We start from the raw sequence: 17536 nt of genomic DNA on the forward strand, positions 1-17536 counted from the left end.
GGATAATTAGTCCATGAAGTTGACTCTAGCCCTCTCAAAGGGGCGCATTTTCGAAGAAACCGCTGAGATCTTGTCCAAGGTCGGCATTCGGCCGCTGGAGGATCCTGAGAAGTCACGCAAACTCATTATTGAAACCTCTAATCCTGACGTGCGCTTGATTATTGTGCGCGCCTCAGATGTGCCAACCTATGTGCAATTTGGTGGCGCTGACTTTGGAGTGGCTGGCCTCGATATTTTGATGGAAAAAGGCGTCGATGGGCTATATGTGCCATTTGATCTCAATATTGCCAAGTGTCGAATGTCTGTAGCAGTGCGCGAGGGATTTGACTATGCTGTTGCAGTCAAGCAAGGGTCTCGTTTACGAGTGGCCACAAAGTATGTCAATTGCGCACGTGAACACTTTGCCAATAAAGGTGTTCATATCGATACGATTCAGCTTTACGGTTCGATGGAGCTGGCACCCTTGGTTGGTTTAGCCGATGCGATCGTAGACTTGGTTTCTACTGGAAATACCTTGCGTGCAAACGGTTTGGTAGAAGTCGAACCGATCGCCGATATCAGTGCACGTTTAATTGTCAATCAAGCCTCCTATAAACGGAAGCGCGATCAACTGCAGCCCTTTTTTGAGCAACTGAAGTAAAACAATGACTGTAGCAATTCCAATTCAGCGCCTCAATAGTCTAGATGCGAACTTTAAAGAAAAATTATTGGGCAGCCTGTCTTTGCCAATGGCTGATGATGCAGCGATTGATTCGGCTGTAGTCAATATTCTCAATCAAGTGAAGTCTGACGGTGACACTGCTGTCTTGGGTTTTACAAAACAATTTGATCGCCTCAATGTCAACAGTGTCGCTGACTTAGAGATTCCTAAGAAAGATCTTGAGGCCGCCTATCTGCAATTGTCATCAGAGCAAAAAAATGCCTTAGATATTGCAGCGCAGAGAGTGCGGATTTATCACGAGCAACAGAGAAAAGAAGCGGGTTGCCATTCTTGGGAATACACCGAGAAAGACGGTACTCGCTTAGGGCAAAAAGTGACACCTCTGGATCGGGTGGGCATTTATGTGCCAGGTGGTAAAGCCGCATACCCCTCATCGGTATTAATGAATGCGATACCTGCAAAAGTTGCTGGTGTTCAAGAAGTCATAATGGTGGTGCCCACTCCTGATGGAGCCCGCAACTCTCTAGTATTAGCGGCTGCATGGATCTCTGGAGTTGATCGGGTCTTTACGATTGGTGGCGCGCAAGCAGTTGCGGCTTTGGCTTATGGTACTAAAACGATTCCTTCAGTGGATAAGATTGTTGGTCCTGGCAATGCGTATGTCGCTGCAGCTAAGCGCCGCGTATTTGGTACGGTTGGCATCGATATGATTGCAGGCCCATCGGAAATTTTGATTCTGTGTGATGGCTCGATTGATCCTGATTGGATTGCGATGGATTTATTCTCACAAGCTGAGCATGATGAATTGGCTCAGTCAATTTTGCTATGTCCAGATGCAGCATTTATTGAAAAAGTACAAACCAGTATTGATCGGTTATTGCCTGAGATGCCCAGAAAGCAAGTCATCGAGACTTCATTGAAGAACCGCGCTTTACTGATTCAAGTCAAAGATATGAATGAGGCTTGCGAGATTGCCAATGCTATTGCAGCTGAGCACTTAGAGATTTGTGCGGCTGAGCCTCGCACATGGGCTGAGAAGATTCGCCACGCTGGCGCTATCTTTATGGGTAACTATACGAGTGAATCGCTAGGTGATTATTGTGCTGGTCCGAATCACGTATTGCCAACCGCTCGTACAGCACGCTTTTCTTCCCCCTTGGGCGTTTACGATTTCCTCAAGCGCTCAAGCATGATTGAGGTCAGTGAAGCAGGCGCACAGACTTTAGGTCAAGTAGCCAGTACTCTGGCTCATGGTGAGGGTCTGCAGGCACATGCGCGTGCGGCAGAGATGCGGCTCAAGAAGTAAGCAAACACTAATTCAAGATTTCTTGCAGTGCTGAGAGTAATTCTTGGATTTGCTCATCCGTACCAATGGTGATTCTCAAGAAATCCGCAATACGTGGAGTCTTAAAGTGGCGCACGATAATGCCGCGTTCACGAAGCGCTTGATAGAGTTTTTCGCCAGCATGTTTTGGATGCTTAGTTAGAATAAAGTTGGCGCTTGAAGGTAAAGTGTCAAAACCTAAAGCGCTAAGCGCTTCAATTAATTGCTCACGTGTTTGCATCACTTTTGAACAGGTGCGCTCAAGATAGGCTTGATCTTCGATCGCGGCAACTGCCCCAGCCTGAGCGAGCCTGCCCAATGGGTAGGAGTTAAAACTATCTTTGACTCTTTCTAGTCCGGCGATCAAATCGGGATGTCCCACTGCAAAGCCAACCCGCAGACCTGCTAAAGCCCGTGATTTCGATAGGGTGTGCACCACGAGTAAATTTTCTGGGCAGTTGGGTCCACGCAAAAGTGGAATGGAAGATTCGGTTCCGTAATCCACGTAGGCTTCATCGATGACTAAAATAGAGCCTGAATTTCTTTTTAGTAGGGCTGCAATCTCCGTACGCGGAATAGATCGACCAGTAGGCGCATTGGGATTAGGAAAAATAACTCCGCCATTAGGCACTTCGTAGTCAGTGATATTGATCTGGAATTCTGGGCCCAATGGAATCGTTTGATATTCAATCTCATAGAGTTTGCAATAAACGGGGTAAAAGCTATAGGTGATATCTGGAAATAAGATGGGCTGCTTTTGCTTGAATAGTGCTAAAAATAGATGTGCCAGAACTTCGTCAGAGCCATTGCCAACAAATACTTGATTTGCTTCTAGCCCATGTAGCTTTGCAATCGCAGCCTTGAGGGCTTTGCTCTCAGGATCAGGATACAGTCGAAGATCATCAGTAGTCTGACTTTGAATCGCGGTCAATGCTTTAGGAGAGGGACCATAGGGGCTCTCATTGGTATTGAGCTTAACCAAGCGCTGCATTTGCGGCTGCTCCCCCGGAACATAGGGCGTGAGGGTTTCTACAACGGGGCTCCAAAAACGGCTCATGGGGTACTCAAGTCAATGATTAAAATTAAATTCAGGGTTAAACCAGTGAATTACGCTATTTCTATATCTAGTAGGAATGATATTATGAGGCTTCATTCAACACTTCGCCTCACGGCGCCATGAAGTATGCGGCAAGCTGACGTTACCCGAAACACTTCGGAAACCAAAATTGATATTTCCATTAACTTGGATGGAACTGGTAAGGCTGAATTAGCCTCAGGCGTCCCTTTTTTGGATCACATGCTTGATCAAATTGCACGCCATGGAATGATTGATCTTAAAGTGCTTGCAAAGGGTGATACCCATATTGATGACCACCATACCGTTGAGGATGTCGGCATTACTTTGGGTCAGGCTTTTGCAAAAGCGGTTGGCGATAAAGCGGGTATTACGCGTTATGGTCACTCTTATGTCCCTTTGGATGAAACCTTATCCAGAGTCGTGATTGATTTTTCTGGCCGTCCCGGCTTGGAATTTAACGTACCCTTTACACGTGCCCGAGTGGGTGATTTTGATGTGGATCTGAGTATTGAGTTTTTCCGTGGCTTCGTGAATCACGCCGGGGTAACTTTACACATCGACAATATTCGGGGCATTAACGCCCATCACCAGATTGAGACAGTCTTCAAGGCCTTTGGTCGTGCATTAAGAATGGCTTTGGCGATTGACCCCCGTGCTTCGGGCGCTGTTCCCTCAACCAAAGGCAGCCTCTAATCCAGAACTTGCTGGACAGAAGACTAAACGGAAAATAGGTTAAAAGTTGGCGCAAACCATTGCGATCGTCGATTACGGAATGGGCAATCTTCGTTCTGTGTATCAAGCTTTTCATCACGTTGCCCCTGATGCCAATATTGTGTTGATTCAGCGACCTGAGGAAATTGCTCGGGCCCAGAGGGTGGTTCTGCCTGGTCAGGGCGCCATGCCGGATTGCATGAAGCAACTAACAGACTCCGGCTTGTTGGAGGCGGTTTTGGAGGCCGCCAAAAATAAGCCTTTACTGGGTGTTTGTGTTGGCGAACAAATGCTTTTTGATCAAAGCGCTGAGGTTCGCCCTGGTTCTCCGTTCACGACTTGCTTGGGTTTAATTCCAGGAGAGGTGCGTCGTTTCGAATTGCAAGGACAAAAACAAGCTGATGGCTCTGATTACAAAGTCCCCCACATGGGCTGGAATCAAGTCCGTCAGGATATCGCCCACCCGCTTTGGGCAGGTATTCCGGATTTGACGAGTTTCTATTTTGTGCATAGCTACTATGTGGTGCCAAAAGAGGTGAAAAATATTGCCGGTTCAACCGAGTATGGGAACTGGTTTACTTCTGTAGTAACGCGAGATAATATTTTCGCTACGCAGTTTCATCCAGAAAAGAGTGCAGAATATGGGCTGCGACTGTATAAAAACTTTGTTTCTTGGCAACCTTAAAACTTTGACATGCTGCTGATTCCTGCAATTGACTTAAAAGATGGCCACTGCGTTCGATTGGAGCAGGGCGACATGGATAAGGCTACGGTTTTTTCTGAAGATCCAGGTGCGATGGCTAAGCATTGGATTGCTAAAGGCGCACGTCGTCTGCATTTGGTAGATCTAAATGGCGCCTTTGCTGGCAAGCTAAAAAATGAAGCAGCGATTAAGGCTATTCTTAAAGCTGTCGGTGATGAGATTCCGGTACAACTCGGTGGCGGCATTCGTGATTTAGAAACCATTGAGCGATTATTGGATGATGGCATCAGCACAGTCATTATCGGTACCGCTGCCGTAAAAAATCCTGGTTTCTTGCAGGATGCTTGCACCGCTTTTCCAGGACACATCATGGTTGGCTTGGATGCACGTGATGGTAAGGTGGCAACCGACGGCTGGAGCAAGATCACTGGTCACGAAGTCATTGATCTCGGTAAAAAATTTGAGGACTACGGCGCTGAAGCCATTATCTATACTGACATTGGTCGTGATGGCATGCTCAAGGGCGTGAACCTCGAGGCAACAGTGAAGCTGGCGCAAGCTGTTCGTATACCGGTGATTGCGAGTGGTGGCTTATCTAATAACAAAGATATTGAAGCGCTCTGCGCAGTAGAAGAAGAGGGCGTGATGGGTGTGATTGCAGGACGCTCGATTTATGCTGGCGATCTTGATCTCACCGCTGCACAAAAATATGCAGATGAGATGACACTCAAATACGCTAAGAAAATTAGCTAGTAACAGTGCTCACTAAAAGAATTATTCCTTGCCTAGATGTGACTGCAGGCCGCGTTGTTAAGGGCGTGAACTTTGTTGGCCTGCGTGATGCTGGTGATCCCGTTGAGATTGCTCGACGTTACGATACGCAAGGCGCAGATGAGCTCACTTTCTTAGACATCACTGCGACATCCGATGGGCGCGATCTGATTCTGCACATCATTGAAGATGTTGCTTCCCAGGTTTTCATTCCGCTGACGGTTGGTGGTGGTGTGAGAGCGGTAGCTGATGTACGCCGCTTACTGAATGCCGGTGCAGATAAAGTGAGCATGAATTCCTCCGCAGTGGCCAATCCCGATTTAGTTTCAGATGCTGCTGCTCATTATGGTTCTCAATGCATTGTGGTGGCAATCGATGCTAAGCAAACAGCAGGTGGTACTTGGGAAGTATTTACCCATGGTGGCAGAACTGCTACGGGTATTGATGTCGTTGCTTGGGCCAAAGAAGTGACCGAGCGTGGTGCTGGGGAAATTTTATTAACCAGCATGAATCGCGATGGCAGTAAAGATGGTTTTGATCTTGAGCTAACTGCCGCAGTTAGCAAAGCCGTGAGTGTGCCCGTAATCGCTTCTGGCGGTGTTGGCAATCTTCAGCATTTGGTGGATGGCATCACCAAAGGCCACGCCGATGCAGTCCTCGCTGCAAGTATTTTTCATTATGGGGAATTCACAGTTGGGCAAGCAAAAGAATATATGGCCAGTCAAGGAATCCCAGTGCGCATTTAGCAGTAAAGTAAGACTATGAGCACATTTACCCCTAATCAATCCTTGCAGGCGGATGGCTGGCTGGATGCCATTTCCTGGAATGAACAAAGCCTCGTGCCAGTCATTGCCCAAGAAGTGGGCAGTAAAGATGTCTTAATGATGGCCTGGATGAATCGAGACGCCTTGCTTGAAACATTGCGTTTAGGTGAGGCTGTCTATTGGAGCCGCTCAAGGCAAAAACTGTGGCACAAGGGGGAGGAATCTGGCCATACTCAAAAAGTCAGAGAAATTCGTTTGGATTGTGACGGCGATACGATTTTGCTTCTAGTAGAGCAAAAAGACGGAATTGCTTGCCATACGGGTGAGCACAGCTGTTTCTTCCTCAATTGGAATAGTGCTAAATCGGCTTGGGTAGATGAATCAAAAGCTGGCAAGTAAGCCCTAGCCTGACAAAAGACATAAAATTGAGGCATGAATAATTCAGCAAAATCGGGATCAAACCTGGACACGGCCTTAGCCCATTTGGCTGATGTCGTGGATCAGCGTCGAGATGCATTCAAGGGTGGCCAGATTGACCCCAAGACTTCCTATACCGCTTTGCTCTTCTCAAAGGGCGATGATGGAATCTTGAAGAAAATCGGTGAAGAGGCAACCGAGGCGGTCATGGCGGCTAAAGATGCTCGTCAGTCTCAGCTTGCCCCAGAGCAGCAAAAACGCTTAGTTGGTGAAATGGCAGATCTCTGGTTTCATTGTTTGGTTGCTTTATCCCAATTTAATTTACGACCAGAGGATGTGATTGCTGAGCTAGAGCGTCGCCTAGGAACATCAGGCATTGAAGAAAAGGCTGCTCGCAAAGCGATAGGTCAAGAGTAAAGCAGATGAGCCACGATCCTAATTGCCTATTTTGTAAGATTGCCCAAGGTCTGATTCCTTCGCAAAAGGTCTATGAAGACGAGGAAATCTTTGCCTTTAAGGACATTAATCCAGGTGCCCCAATCCATTTCTTAATGATTCCGAAGAAACATATTCCGATGTTGGAGGCTGCACAGAGTCAAGATGTGCCTTTGCTCGGTAGAATGATGGAATTAGCACCTCGTCTTGCTAAAGAGCAGGGTTGTCGTCCTGGAAAAGAAGGCGGCTTTAGGGTGATGGTCAATAATGGCGCAGATGGTGGACAAGAGGTCTATCACCTGCATTTACATGTTTTGGGCGGTCCACGCCCCTGGAAAAAATAATCCAAGGAGAAAATGATGGGTTCATTCAGTATTTGGCATTGGTTAATTGTTTTGGTGATTGTGATGTTGGTTTTTGGTACCAAAAAATTACGCAATATTGGTCAAGATCTTGGCGGCGCAGTCAAAGGTTTCAAAGACGGCATGAATAGTGCCGATACAACTAAAGAACAAATCCCTCAAAGTGGCACAGCTACAGATAAAACGGTTGATGTGCAAGCTAAAGATCTGAATAAGTGACCTTATTAGCATTAATGAGTTCACATGATTGATCTTGGGGTTTCCAAACTTGCGCTGATTGCGGTCGTTGCTTTAATTGTGGTCGGCCCAGAGCGCTTACCTAAAGTGGCGCGCGTCGCAGGGAACTTATTTGGACGCGCTCAGCGTTACATGTCTGAGGTTAAATCAGAAGTCAACCGTCAAATGGAGATGGAAGAGTTCAGAAAATTGCGGGAAGACAGTGTGGCAGCCCTTAAAGAGGTTGAGAATAGTATTCATTCCACTGCACAAGAGGTGACGACGCATTTAAGTGATCAAGCCGATATTGGCTTGGCAAGCTCAACGAACTTCTCCGAGGCTATTCCTAGCGAGCAAGATGTGATTCGGAGAACGCAACGTCAAGGTAGAAATAGTTGGGCAAATAAAAGAGCAGCAAGACCTTTGTGGTTTAAACGGTCTGCTGGAATTCGGGCACGCGTGCAATCTGGCGCAGCTAGAATGAAGCGCTTTCACCATAGCGCCATCAAGTAAACCCATTTTTAGCTCTACATGACCGAAAACCACTCCACTGAAGAATCTGGATTGCAAGAATCCTTTTTATCGCATTTATTTGAACTGCGGGATCGAATTATCAAAGCGGGCCTAGCCATTGTGATTGTGTTTGCTGGCTTGGTGTATTGGGCGCCAGATATCTTTCATCTTTTTGCTCAACCCTTACTCAATGCATTGCCTGCTGGCGGCAAAATGATTGTGACTGATGTGACGGGTTCTTTCTTTGTGCCCATGAAGGTCACCATGTTGGCTGCTTTTATGATCGCATTGCCGGTCGTGATGTATCAGCTGTGGGCGTTTATTGCCCCTGGCCTCTATTTGCATGAACGTAAATTAATTGTCCCCTTAGTCATTAGTAGCTACACCTTGTTTATTGTCGGGATGGCTTTTGCTTATTTCTTGGTTTTTCCAACGGTTTTTAAATTTATGGCGAGTTACAACGCCCCACTGGGCGCTGAAATGTCGACTGACATTGATAACTATCTAAGTTTTGCCATGACCAGCTTCTTGGCATTTGGCATTACGTTTGAGGTGCCAGTGGTAGTCGTAGTCTTGGTCCGCATGGGAATGGTTACCCTGGCGAAGTTGAAAGAGATTCGCCCTTACGTGATTGTGGGGGCCTTCATTATTGCAGCGGTAGTCACGCCGCCAGATGTACTGTCTCAGCTATTGCTTGCTTTACCCATGATTGTGCTTTACGAAATCGGTCTTTTAGCTGCGCGTCTGTATGTTCCAAAAGATAACGAGAATTAAGCGAGCTCTATATCTGATTCATCCGGCTGGCGTTTATTGATTCGAGTCTTCAGCCAGTCCGTCACGCGATCAAATCGGTAGCGTCTTTGTCTGAGCTTGCCTTCTTGATCAGGAGCGATGCCTGCAAATGCCTTCCCTGCGGCCAGCAAACTGCGACGTTGACTTACTGTCTCAATCTGAATGAGTCGAGGTAATATTTTTGGCAATTCCCAACGAATATCCACCACTACACAATGCTCATGTTGCAGCTGACTGACTTCACAGAGGAGTAACTCAGCTTTACTCAATTGAAATTGATTGGCAATGACCAGGCGATGACACATCAAGATCCATTCTTCATCTAACTTGTGTTCAGCATGGTGGTTCAGCGCATGCTCTGCCAAGGTGGCAAGTTCGTGCCAATCATTCTGTTTGGGGGTGGGAACGCTCTCCAGAATTTTCTGTAGCAATTCGCTTGCTTCACTAACACCTTGCTGATGCGCTTGCCATACCCAATAGGATGCTTGCAAACCGCGAACCGGCTCTTCTAATTTTTCTCGCTTGCGCCACAAGTTGGCACCTTTCCGAAACTGAGCTACAGGGTGTCCCAGATCAGCGGCACGATCAAAGCAACGATCACTCTCTGCGGCGCTATAACCAGAAAATTGAGGGCGCCGATAAATTTCACCTAAAGCAAACCAGGCATCTCGATCACTATCTTTAGCAGCCAGCTCTAGCCAATGCGCTGCTTTTTTTAATGAAGCATTTGATTTAGTAGCGGGTGATTTTTCTAACTCTTCCTTCTGATCAATGCGCGCGAGTCGCAAACCCAGAGCAAGCTTGGCTTTAGTAAGGCCTAGCTCAGCGCAACGATATAGCGCTTCTTCGCTACCATCATTTACCCAAGCATCCCACAGGGATGACAGGGCCTGATTCTTGGGCTGAAGTTGAAGTAATAATTCTTTGGCTAAATGTTGGTAGGCTGATTCAGAAGCTCCAAGCTCTTGAAGGTATTGTTTGGCTAACTCCTGCACTCCCTCAAAGTTGAGCTTCGATAGTGTTTCAAGGGTAGATGAAGACTTTTCATTTTTAAACCACTGCTTAAGCTCTGCTTGCAGTTCTGCATGAGCGGGGTTAACGAGTAAATTAGCGAGTTGCCACTTTGCGGGTATTGAATTTTCGTCAGCGAGTTTCCAAAAAAGATCCCATGCGAAGCCAAACGAAGGAGATTTGAAGACATCAATCAGGGGAATTTGGGCAATCAATTCATAAAGTGATGAAAGTTGACTGAAATTTGAGGAACTAATCTCAAGTGACTGATTTGTAATGGAAAAATAGGACTTCTCCAGCCAAATCAAGGCATTTGTAGGCTGAATGGGGGTTTTGAAAGAGCCGTTGAGATAGGCTGAAGCCAGATTTTGTTGCGCAGATACATCACCTAGTCGCGCAGAACTGAGGATTTTTAAGAATTCACGGCTTGCCATGTGACAATTTTGTCATTCAAAGCAGCAAAAAGATAGAAAACAGGGCCCTTGTTGTCGAGATACAACGAAGCAAGCCAAAAAACTCCCTTTTGACAAGCAAAAAGAGTCTGTATTTGCTCTAACCCCCAATCTTGAAGTTCAAAACCCGCAAAATTCATAGGTCCCAGTCTTATCGGGCATTACTTTCAATTTATGGAGATTTAAAGAATGAAAAAATCGCTATTCGCACTCGCAGCTGTTGGCGCGATCGCAGGTACAGCGCAAGCTCAATCCAGCGTGACCGTATACGGCATCATGGACCTTGGTTATATTGGCGGTAACAATAAGCAAGCTAATGCTCCAGTCACAACTGGCACAAGCAGCACATCAGGTGTAGTTAACAACACCACCTACAGCGCATTTGCTAACGGTGCTGAATCTGCCAACCGTTTGGGCTTCAAGGGTAATGAAGATTTAGGCGGCGGTTTATCTGCTTTCTTCACTATCGAACAAGAAATTACACCTAACTCAGCAAATACTGCTGCTACTGGCGTAAACCGTCAAACTTTCGCTGGCCTGAAGAAAAGTGGTCTCGGACAGTTTGCGTTTGGTACTCAGTACACCACGATTTTCAACGCAGTAGCTGCGTCTGATCCAGGTAACACAAACAACATGATGGGTAACGTAATCTATGACAAAGGTCAGGGCATCGCTCCTGCCTTCGCTGCTGCAACTGGTTACTCAAACCCAAGTACTAACTCGTTTAACGGCAACCAAAACAATACCTCTTTCGTTGTTCGTGCAAACAACATGTTGTCTGTACAGTCTGAGACCTTTGCTGGTTTCCAGGGTAACGCAATGTATGTTTTGAACAATCAAAATACTAACGGTACTACCGTAGCGGCAAGTTCAGGTTCAGGTTATGGTGGCGGTACAACCAACCACACCGCTTGGGGTCTTGGTGTTAACTACACATGGCAAAAGTTGTTTGTAACTGCCAACTATCAGAATATGACTGATAAAGCTGCTTACACTGTAAGTAGCACTGGTCTTTACACAGCTGGCGCTCCAGCAATTGGCGGATACGGCGGTGCTGATTTAGTTGGCATAAATGATCGTGATAACCAACAGTACTACGCTGCTACTTATGACTTCGGCATTTTGAAGGCATACGTACAGTACATTAACCGTAAGACAATGGATGTTAATAATCCTAACAACTCTCTGGCACGTACAGCGCAACAGATTGGTGTTCGTTCTTACATTACTCCAACAATTGAAGCTTGGGCAAGTGCTGGTACAGGTAAGTTGACAGTTGCAACTGCTAGCTCAAACTCTAACTCATTCGTAGGCGGCGCATCTACAATTGGTAGCAACTCCGGTAACTTCGGCGGTTTCCAATTGGGTTCAAACTACTGGTTGAGCAAGCGCACAAACTTGTACGCAATTTTTGGTCAGACACACACATCCAACCAAAACTACACTTTGAATGCTAACCCAACTAGCTACAATGCTAATTCATATGCTTTGGGCTTGCGTCACACTTTCTAATTTGACGCTAGCGTAAGCTAGTTAGAATTAGTTAAGCATCAAATTAACCCGCTGTGGTAACACGGCGGGTTTTTTCTTTTGAAGCTTTTGAAGGCGATTTAGTAGAGAAAAAGTAGCCGCAGATAACTTGTATATTTACGTTTTTTATCTGACTGGCTTGGGAGTGGGCCTTTTCCCAACCTGTAATTGCATATCAAGCTCTTTAGATTTGCGTACGACCTCGAGTTTGAGCATGTGACCTGGTTCAGTCTGAGCAATTTTATTTAACAAATCTCTGACATCTTTAATGGGCTCGTTGTTGATGCCTATTAAAACGTCTCCCGGCTTCATTCCTGCTCGATCTGCTGGGCCGCCTTCAAGAACGCCCGTAATGAGAATGCCGTGTTTATTAGCAAGGCCGAATGAAGAAGAGTGCTCAGGAGAGACATTCTGTGGTTCAACGCCAATCCATCCCCTCGTAACACTACCGCTCTTAACAATCGATTCCATTACTTGTTTGACTAAGTTAATGGGAATCGCAAACCCGATGCCCATTGAGCCGCCATTATTTGAGTAGATGGCAGTATTGATGCCAATGAGATTGCCGCGAGTATCAATTAAAGCGCCACCGGAATTTCCAGGGTTAATCGCGGCATCAGTTTGAATAAAATTTTCAAAAGTATTAATACCAACGTGATCTCTTCCCATTGCAGACACAATTCCAGAGGTTACTGTTTCTCCAACCCCGAACGGATTGCCAATCGCCATCACAACGTCACCAACATGGACCGAATCGATTTTTCCAAGAGTGATTGGGCTTGGTAGTTGTTTAGCATCTATCTTTAAAACGGCAAGATCAGTCTCGGGATCACTGCCAACTACTTTTGCCTTAAATTTTCGGTTATCAGAAAGAGCGACTTCAATTTCATCTGCGTCGCTAATAACATGGTGATTGGTGATAATCACACCCTCTGGACTCACTAAGACCCCTGATCCTAGGCTGGATACGGGATCGCTGTCAGCGTTGTCACCAAAGAAAAATTGATTGAAGCGATCTGATTTTTTATTCTTATCTTTTGAGCCAGCTGGTTTATTTGAGTTTTTGCTAGTAAAAATATTGACGACTGCGGGCATCGATTTTTTTACTGCCTCATGATATGAACCCGGGCTTAGGTTGGAGCCATCTTCATTTTCTTTGAGGGTAACGCTATCGACAATGGTGGTGATATTGGTTTGCGCCAACCAATCCGGTCTCAGTGTGATGAGAATGAACCATGCCGCCAGAAGTATGGTGATAGCCTGGGCAAAAAGAAGCCAAAGTCGATTGAGCATCTGCTTTAAATTACCTCGGTTTATTTTTTAAGACTGTCTCTAATTTCTCTCAGCAAGACAACATCTTCTGGAGTAGGCGGAGGTGTGGGTGCATCATTAGCGCGAATCTTATTCACGACTTTGACCATTTGGAAGATCACAAACGCGAGTAGAACAAAGTTAATCGAGATGGTGATGAAGTTTCCATAAGCAAACATGGGAACCCCAGCCTTTTTTAGGGCATCGTAAGTATGGGGAATGCCTTCAGGAGCCGTACCGAGGAGAATAAATAGGTTGGTAAAGTCGATATGGCCCCCAAGTAGGGTCGAAATGATGGGCATGACGATGTCATTCACCAAAGAATCCACAATTTTTCCAAAGGCCCCGCCAATAATGACGCCGACGGCCAAATCGACCACGCTGCCCTTGACGGCAAAGTCCTTAAATTCCTTTAAAACGCCCATAATTCCCTCACTTTTTCGTCTGATATTGCTTTGCTGAAGATTAACCCCAGATCTTTCTTCGTTACCCCACTTTTTACTTTAAAATCCTACCTTTAAGCAATTTTCACTATTAAACGCGTCTTTTGAGGATTTTTGTAAATGATTGACAAGCCCAGTATGGATAAGGATCGCCGCAATTGGCTGATCGCTACTTCAGCAGTAGGAGGCGTTGGTGCCGCTGCAGCCCTTTACCCCTTTATTGACAGTTTTGAGCCCTCTGAGCGCGCTAAGGCCGCTGGCGCTGCGGTTGAAATTGATATTACTGGTATGAAACCAGATGAGATGAGAACCATTGAGTGGCGCGGAAAGCCAGTTTGGGTTATTCGTCGTACTGAGGCTCAGCTAGCTGAGTTACCTCAAAATGATTCAAACCTGGCAGATCCTGAGTCTAAGCGGAATCAAGATGCTTTGACCCCGCCTTATGCGCGTAACGAATGGCGCTCGATTAAGCCTGAATACCTCGTTGTGGTGGGTATTTGCACCCATTTGGGCTGCTCACCCTCTGCAAAGTTTGACTCTGGCCCACAGCCATCCCTCCCAAATAATTGGCCAGGGGGCTTCCTTTGCCCATGTCATGGCTCCACCTTTGATATGGCAGGCCGTGTCTACAAAAATAAACCAGCCCCAGATAATCTTGAAGTACCGCCCCATATGTATTTGAGCGATACCAAGATTCTGATTGGCGATGATAAGAAGGCCTAAGGAGAGATAAATGGCATTCCACGAAAAAGAAGTTCCTGCTAACGCATCTGCTGGTGAAAAAGTACTAGCATGGGTTGACTCTCGTTTTCCATTGACGGAGACCTTTAAGAAGCATATGAGCGAGTACTACGCTCCTAAGAATCTCAATTTCTTTTACATCTTTGGCGCGCTCGCTATTGTTGTTTTAGCGATTCAGATTACAACCGGTATTTTCTTGGTGATGAACTACAAACCAGACGCTGCTAAAGCGTTTGAGTCTGTTGAATACATCATGCGCGAAGTGCCATGGGGCTGGGTCATTCGTTACATGCACTCCACTGGCGCGTCGATGTTCTTCGTCGTGGTTTACATGCACATGTTCCGTGGCTTGATCTATGGCTCCTATCGCAAGCCCCGTGAATTGATTTGGATCTTTGGTTGCGCTATTTTCTTGTGCTTAATGGGCGAGGCCTTCTTTGGATACTTGCTGCCATGGGGGCAAATGTCTTATTGGGGCGCTCAAGTGATTGTGAACTTGTTCTCCGCTATCCCATTAATTGGCCCAGACCTGTCTTTGTGGCTTCGTGGTGATTACGTAGTGGGTGATGCCACCTTGAACCGCTTCTTTGCATTCCACGTAGTTGCGATTCCATTGGTACTTATTGGTTTGGTTGCGGCACACATCATTGCTTTACATGAAGTTGGCTCTAACAATCCTGATGGCGTAGAAATTAAAAATACGCTCGATGCACAAGGCCATCCTGTTGATGGAATTCCTTTCCATCCCTTCTACTCAGTACATGATGTGATGTACTTGGGTGGTTTTTTGATGATCTTTGCCCTGATCGTATTCTTTGCTCCTGAGATGGGAGGCTACTTCTTAGAAGCCAATAATTTCATTCCTGCAAATCCATTACAAACACCTCCACACATTGCACCAGTTTGGTATTTCACACCGTTCTACTCAATGTTACGTGCAACTACCAGTAACTTCCTGTTGCCATTGTGGATTTTCTTGGCAGTGATCTTGCTGATGTTTGCAAAGATGGCTAAGGCCTGGAAGACCAAAGGAATTTGTCTGTTGATCTTGGTTGTATTGGCGGTTGGCTTTAAATTCTTAGACGCGAAGTTCTGGGGTGTGGTGATTATGGGTGGTTCAGTAGTGATCATGTTCTTCTTGCCATGGCTTGATCACTCCCCCGTGAAGTCAATTCGTTATCGCCCACAATTCCACAAATACATTTATGGAATTTTCGTTGTGAGCTTTGTGATTTTGGGTTATTTGGGTATTCAGCCACCATCGCCAACATTTGAAAAGATTTCTCAGGTCTGCACGATTTACTATCTGGGCTTTTTCTTGGGAATGCCGTTCTGGAGCAAGCTTGGCAAATTTAAGCCGGTTCCATCACGCGTAACTTTTGAAGCGCATTAATTCAGATACCAGAGAGATATTAGGAACGAGTATGAAACAGATTCTGCAAACCTTGAAAAGCCTCTGCCAAGTTAGTCTGCTAGTGGCAGCTTTGGGAGTGAGCGTTAATGCAAATGCAAACGAAGGTGGTTTTCCATTAGATGCTGCTCCAAATCGCGTAAGCAATAATGCTTCCCTGCAAAATGGCGCAAAACTTTTTGTGAACTATTGCTTTGGTTGCCACTCTGCAACTAGTGTTCGTTACAACCGGATGCGTGATATTGGTTTAGCCGATCAGCAAATTAAAGATAACTTGATTTTGACTGATGCCAAAGTTGGCGATTTGATGACAATTGCGATGTCACCAAAAGAAGCCAAAGTGTGGTTCGGCAAAGTTCCACCTGATCTTTCTGTAGAAGCTAGAGCGCGTGGTACTGATTGGCTTTATACCTACTTGCGCACTTTCTACAAAGATGACGAGCGTCCTACTGGCTGGAATAATTTGGTTTATCCAAACGTTGGTATGCCCCATGTTTTATGGCAACTTCAGGGTCAACGTGCTGCAAAGTTTGAAGAGCATAAAGATCCCCATGATGAGTCAAGAACTGAAAAAGTATTTGTTGGCTTTGATCAGTTGACGCCTGGAACAATGACGACTGCAGAATACGATGACAACATCGCAGACTTAGTATCATTCATGTCTTGGATGGCAGAACCTGTGCAGTTAGAGCGTAAGCGTCTAGGAGTAATCGTTCTATTATTCTTGGCGATCTTTACCTTGTTTGCTTGGCGCTTGAATAAGGCTTATTGGAAAGATATCCACTAAGCTGCGAACCTAATTTAAAGTGGTACTGTGAAGTGTTGATTAAGGAAATATATTTATGATGGTGTTGTACTCGGGTACTAATTGCCCATTCTCGCAACGCTGCCGTCTAGTGCTTTTTGAAAAAGGCATGGACTTTGAAATCCGTGATGTTGACTTATTTAATAAGCCAGAAGATATCTCGGTTATGAACCCCTATGGCCAAGTTCCTATCTTGGTTGAGCGTGATCTGATTTTGTATGAATCGAACATCATCAATGAATATATTGACGAGCGCTTTCCTCATCCACAATTGATGCCGCCTGATCCTGTAGCCCGTGCTCGTGCCCGTCTCTTCCTCTTTAATTTTGAGAAAGAGTTGTTTGTACACGTTGCCGCTTTGGAAAATGAAAAAGGCAAGGCTGCTGAAAAGATTCACGAGAAAGCCCGTCTGGCTATTCGTGATCGCTTGACTCAGCTAGCCCCCATTTTTGTTAAGAATAAATATATGCTGGGCGAAGAGTTTTCCATGCTCGACGTAGCGATTGCGCCATTGCTATGGCGTCTTGAGCACTACGGCATTGATCTCTCCAGAAATGCTGCACCCCTCTTGAAATATGCTGAGCGTATCTTTAGTAGACCTGCTTACATCGAGGCCTTAACGCCTTCAGAGAAGGTTATGCGCCGCTAAGCGGTTCATTTGTCAGAGCAGATCAATATGTCTGACATTCCAAGTAATAAGCCCTACTTAATCCGTGCACTACATCAGTGGTGTGCGGATTTTGGTTTTACCCCTTTTATAGCGGTTTTTGTGGATCAAAACGTAGAAGTACCAATGGAGTTCGTGAAGAAGGACGAGATTGTCCTCAATCTCTCTGTGGATGCCTGTCATAACCTACAGATTGAGAACGACTGGATCAGCTTTCAGGCAAGGTTTGGTGGAGTGCCCAAGAAGATTTTGGTGCCAATAAGCCATGTTCTAGCTATCTATGCACGGGAAAATGGCCAGGGAATGTCTTTCCCATTTGATCCCAGTCAGTCAAAAACCCAAAACAGACCCAGCGAGCAGGTGGATAGTCATGAGCCTCCTAAGCCCAAACGCCCAAGTTTAAAGATTGTGAAATAGC

At 45.8% G+C, this 17536-nt stretch carries 22 protein-coding genes; 18 read left to right on the forward strand and 4 right to left on the reverse strand.

Annotated features, from left to right (window positions below; translation table 11 throughout):
* The first annotated feature begins 13 nt into the window (after positions 1–13).
* Together hisG and hisD are read left to right on the forward strand one after the other, a co-directional pair.
* The gene (hisG, locus tag AOC06_RS00565; RefSeq protein WP_215272841.1) at positions 14–640 is read left to right on the forward strand and encodes an ATP phosphoribosyltransferase; all 627 of its coding nucleotides are present in this window, start codon (positions 14–16) and stop codon (positions 638–640) included.
* 4 nt (positions 641–644) lie between these two features.
* On the forward strand, positions 645–1967 hold the full coding sequence (hisD, locus tag AOC06_RS00570; RefSeq protein ID WP_215380377.1) for a histidinol dehydrogenase: 1323 nt from the start codon (positions 645–647) through the stop codon (positions 1965–1967).
* A gap of 7 nt (positions 1968–1974) precedes the next feature.
* Here hisD and hisC read toward each other — a convergent pair whose 3' ends face one another.
* Positions 1975–3042 (reverse strand): histidinol-phosphate transaminase, encoded by a 1068-nt coding sequence (gene hisC, locus AOC06_RS00575; protein ID WP_215380379.1) that lies wholly within the window; start codon positions 3040–3042, stop codon positions 1975–1977.
* A gap of 126 nt (positions 3043–3168) precedes the next feature.
* Here hisC and hisB point away from each other — a divergent pair, with 126 nt between their 5' ends.
* Genes hisB through tatC form a run of 10 tightly spaced genes read left to right on the forward strand, consistent with a single transcriptional unit; the run spans position 3169 to position 8729 of the window.
* Positions 3169–3756 (forward strand): imidazoleglycerol-phosphate dehydratase HisB, encoded by a 588-nt coding sequence (gene hisB / locus AOC06_RS00580; protein ID WP_215272844.1) that lies wholly within the window; start codon positions 3169–3171, stop codon positions 3754–3756.
* Between the two features lie 46 nt (positions 3757–3802).
* On the forward strand, positions 3803–4459 hold the full coding sequence (gene hisH, locus AOC06_RS00585) for an imidazole glycerol phosphate synthase subunit HisH (RefSeq protein ID WP_215380381.1): 657 nt from the start codon (positions 3803–3805) through the stop codon (positions 4457–4459).
* 9 nt (positions 4460–4468) lie between these two features.
* Complete coding sequence (gene hisA, locus AOC06_RS00590; protein WP_215272846.1) at positions 4469–5230, forward strand: 1-(5-phosphoribosyl)-5-[(5-phosphoribosylamino)methylideneamino]imidazole-4-carboxamide isomerase; 762 nt, start codon at positions 4469–4471, stop codon at positions 5228–5230.
* 5 nt (positions 5231–5235) lie between these two features.
* Complete coding sequence (gene hisF / locus AOC06_RS00595) at positions 5236–5994, forward strand: imidazole glycerol phosphate synthase subunit HisF (protein WP_215272847.1); 759 nt, start codon at positions 5236–5238, stop codon at positions 5992–5994.
* A 15-nt stretch (positions 5995–6009) separates the two neighbouring features.
* Complete coding sequence (gene hisI, locus AOC06_RS00600) at positions 6010–6411, forward strand: phosphoribosyl-AMP cyclohydrolase (RefSeq protein WP_215380383.1); 402 nt, start codon at positions 6010–6012, stop codon at positions 6409–6411.
* A gap of 33 nt (positions 6412–6444) precedes the next feature.
* Positions 6445–6846, forward strand: coding sequence for a phosphoribosyl-ATP diphosphatase (locus tag AOC06_RS00605; RefSeq protein ID WP_215380385.1), 402 nt, complete (start codon positions 6445–6447; stop codon positions 6844–6846).
* 5 nt (positions 6847–6851) lie between these two features.
* On the forward strand, positions 6852–7208 hold the full coding sequence (locus tag AOC06_RS00610; protein WP_215380388.1) for a histidine triad nucleotide-binding protein: 357 nt from the start codon (positions 6852–6854) through the stop codon (positions 7206–7208).
* 15 nt (positions 7209–7223) lie between these two features.
* Positions 7224–7445, forward strand: coding sequence for a Sec-independent protein translocase subunit TatA (tatA, locus tag AOC06_RS00615; RefSeq protein ID WP_215288766.1), 222 nt, complete (start codon positions 7224–7226; stop codon positions 7443–7445).
* 24 nt (positions 7446–7469) lie between these two features.
* Positions 7470–7955 (forward strand): Sec-independent protein translocase protein TatB, encoded by a 486-nt coding sequence (gene tatB / locus AOC06_RS00620; RefSeq protein ID WP_215288768.1) that lies wholly within the window; start codon positions 7470–7472, stop codon positions 7953–7955.
* A gap of 18 nt (positions 7956–7973) precedes the next feature.
* Complete coding sequence (gene tatC / locus AOC06_RS00625; protein ID WP_215272015.1) at positions 7974–8729, forward strand: twin-arginine translocase subunit TatC; 756 nt, start codon at positions 7974–7976, stop codon at positions 8727–8729.
* Here tatC and AOC06_RS00630 read toward each other — a convergent pair.
* The gene (locus tag AOC06_RS00630; protein ID WP_215380390.1) at positions 8726–10192 is read right to left on the reverse strand and encodes an SEL1-like repeat protein; all 1467 of its coding nucleotides are present in this window, start codon (positions 10190–10192) and stop codon (positions 8726–8728) included. The two genes, tatC and AOC06_RS00630, sit on opposite strands and share 4 nt — an antisense overlap.
* Before the next feature lie 207 nt (positions 10193–10399).
* Here AOC06_RS00630 and AOC06_RS00635 point away from each other — a divergent pair, with 207 nt between their 5' ends.
* The gene (locus AOC06_RS00635) at positions 10400–11722 is read left to right on the forward strand and encodes a porin (RefSeq protein WP_215380392.1); all 1323 of its coding nucleotides are present in this window, start codon (positions 10400–10402) and stop codon (positions 11720–11722) included.
* Positions 11723–11866: 144 nt separating this feature from the next.
* On the opposite strand, the gene AOC06_RS00640 is transcribed toward AOC06_RS00635, so the two are convergent.
* Positions 11867–13033: a S1C family serine protease gene (locus AOC06_RS00640; RefSeq protein ID WP_215282854.1), complete on the reverse strand. Its 1167-nt coding sequence runs from the start codon at positions 13031–13033 to the stop codon at positions 11867–11869.
* Positions 13034–13053: 20 nt separating this feature from the next.
* Positions 13054–13476, reverse strand: a complete 423-nt coding sequence (gene mscL, locus AOC06_RS00645) for a large conductance mechanosensitive channel protein MscL (RefSeq protein WP_215282855.1) — start codon at positions 13474–13476, stop codon at positions 13054–13056.
* 138 nt (positions 13477–13614) lie between these two features.
* On the opposite strand from mscL, the gene petA reads away from it, so the two are divergent.
* From petA to AOC06_RS00670, 5 genes are read left to right on the forward strand one after another with little or no spacing between them, the layout of a single operon-like run.
* A complete protein-coding gene (gene petA, locus AOC06_RS00650; protein ID WP_215380394.1) occupies positions 13615–14217 on the forward strand; it encodes a ubiquinol-cytochrome c reductase iron-sulfur subunit in 603 nt (200 codons plus the stop codon).
* A 10-nt stretch (positions 14218–14227) separates the two neighbouring features.
* Positions 14228–15628, forward strand: a complete 1401-nt coding sequence (locus tag AOC06_RS00655) for a cytochrome b (protein ID WP_215380396.1) — start codon at positions 14228–14230, stop codon at positions 15626–15628.
* Between the two features lie 31 nt (positions 15629–15659).
* Positions 15660–16433, forward strand: coding sequence for a cytochrome c1 (locus AOC06_RS00660; protein WP_215380398.1), 774 nt, complete (start codon positions 15660–15662; stop codon positions 16431–16433).
* A 55-nt stretch (positions 16434–16488) separates the two neighbouring features.
* Positions 16489–17100 (forward strand): glutathione S-transferase N-terminal domain-containing protein, encoded by a 612-nt coding sequence (locus AOC06_RS00665; RefSeq protein ID WP_215336778.1) that lies wholly within the window; start codon positions 16489–16491, stop codon positions 17098–17100.
* Between the two features lie 27 nt (positions 17101–17127).
* Positions 17128–17535 carry a ClpXP protease specificity-enhancing factor gene (locus AOC06_RS00670; protein WP_215380400.1) on the forward strand — a complete coding sequence of 136 codons (408 nt, stop codon included), beginning with the start codon at positions 17128–17130 and terminating at the stop codon, positions 17533–17535.
* Position 17536: the final 1 nt, after the last annotated feature.

The sequence above is a fragment of the Polynucleobacter paludilacus genome, from assembly GCF_018687595.1.
GTDB lineage: Bacteria > Pseudomonadota > Gammaproteobacteria > Burkholderiales > Burkholderiaceae > Polynucleobacter > Polynucleobacter paludilacus.

Coding starts and splice junctions, on each gene's coding strand:
- hisG (WP_215272841.1), top strand. CDS start 14: ATGAAGTTGACTCTAGCCCTCTCAAAGGGGCGCATTTTCGAAGAAACC.
- AOC06_RS00660 (WP_215380398.1), top strand. CDS start 15,660: ATGAAACAGATTCTGCAAACCTTGAAAAGCCTCTGCCAAGTTAGTCTG.
- tatA (WP_215288766.1), top strand. CDS start 7,224: ATGGGTTCATTCAGTATTTGGCATTGGTTAATTGTTTTGGTGATTGTG.
- AOC06_RS00670 (WP_215380400.1), top strand. CDS start 17,128: ATGTCTGACATTCCAAGTAATAAGCCCTACTTAATCCGTGCACTACAT.
- hisD (WP_215380377.1), top strand. CDS start 645: ATGACTGTAGCAATTCCAATTCAGCGCCTCAATAGTCTAGATGCGAAC.
- AOC06_RS00630 (WP_215380390.1), bottom strand. CDS start 10,192: ATGGCAAGCCGTGAATTCTTAAAAATCCTCAGTTCTGCGCGACTAGGT.
- tatC (WP_215272015.1), top strand. CDS start 7,974: ATGACCGAAAACCACTCCACTGAAGAATCTGGATTGCAAGAATCCTTT.
- hisB (WP_215272844.1), top strand. CDS start 3,169: ATGCGGCAAGCTGACGTTACCCGAAACACTTCGGAAACCAAAATTGAT.
- AOC06_RS00635 (WP_215380392.1), top strand. CDS start 10,400: ATGAAAAAATCGCTATTCGCACTCGCAGCTGTTGGCGCGATCGCAGGT.
- hisC (WP_215380379.1), bottom strand. CDS start 3,042: ATGAGCCGTTTTTGGAGCCCCGTTGTAGAAACCCTCACGCCCTATGTT.
- AOC06_RS00665 (WP_215336778.1), top strand. CDS start 16,489: ATGATGGTGTTGTACTCGGGTACTAATTGCCCATTCTCGCAACGCTGC.
- hisI (WP_215380383.1), top strand. CDS start 6,010: ATGAGCACATTTACCCCTAATCAATCCTTGCAGGCGGATGGCTGGCTG.
- AOC06_RS00610 (WP_215380388.1), top strand. CDS start 6,852: ATGAGCCACGATCCTAATTGCCTATTTTGTAAGATTGCCCAAGGTCTG.
- petA (WP_215380394.1), top strand. CDS start 13,615: ATGATTGACAAGCCCAGTATGGATAAGGATCGCCGCAATTGGCTGATC.
- AOC06_RS00655 (WP_215380396.1), top strand. CDS start 14,228: ATGGCATTCCACGAAAAAGAAGTTCCTGCTAACGCATCTGCTGGTGAA.
- mscL (WP_215282855.1), bottom strand. CDS start 13,476: ATGGGCGTTTTAAAGGAATTTAAGGACTTTGCCGTCAAGGGCAGCGTG.
- AOC06_RS00605 (WP_215380385.1), top strand. CDS start 6,445: ATGAATAATTCAGCAAAATCGGGATCAAACCTGGACACGGCCTTAGCC.
- tatB (WP_215288768.1), top strand. CDS start 7,470: ATGATTGATCTTGGGGTTTCCAAACTTGCGCTGATTGCGGTCGTTGCT.
- AOC06_RS00640 (WP_215282854.1), bottom strand. CDS start 13,033: ATGCTCAATCGACTTTGGCTTCTTTTTGCCCAGGCTATCACCATACTT.
- hisA (WP_215272846.1), top strand. CDS start 4,469: ATGCTGCTGATTCCTGCAATTGACTTAAAAGATGGCCACTGCGTTCGA.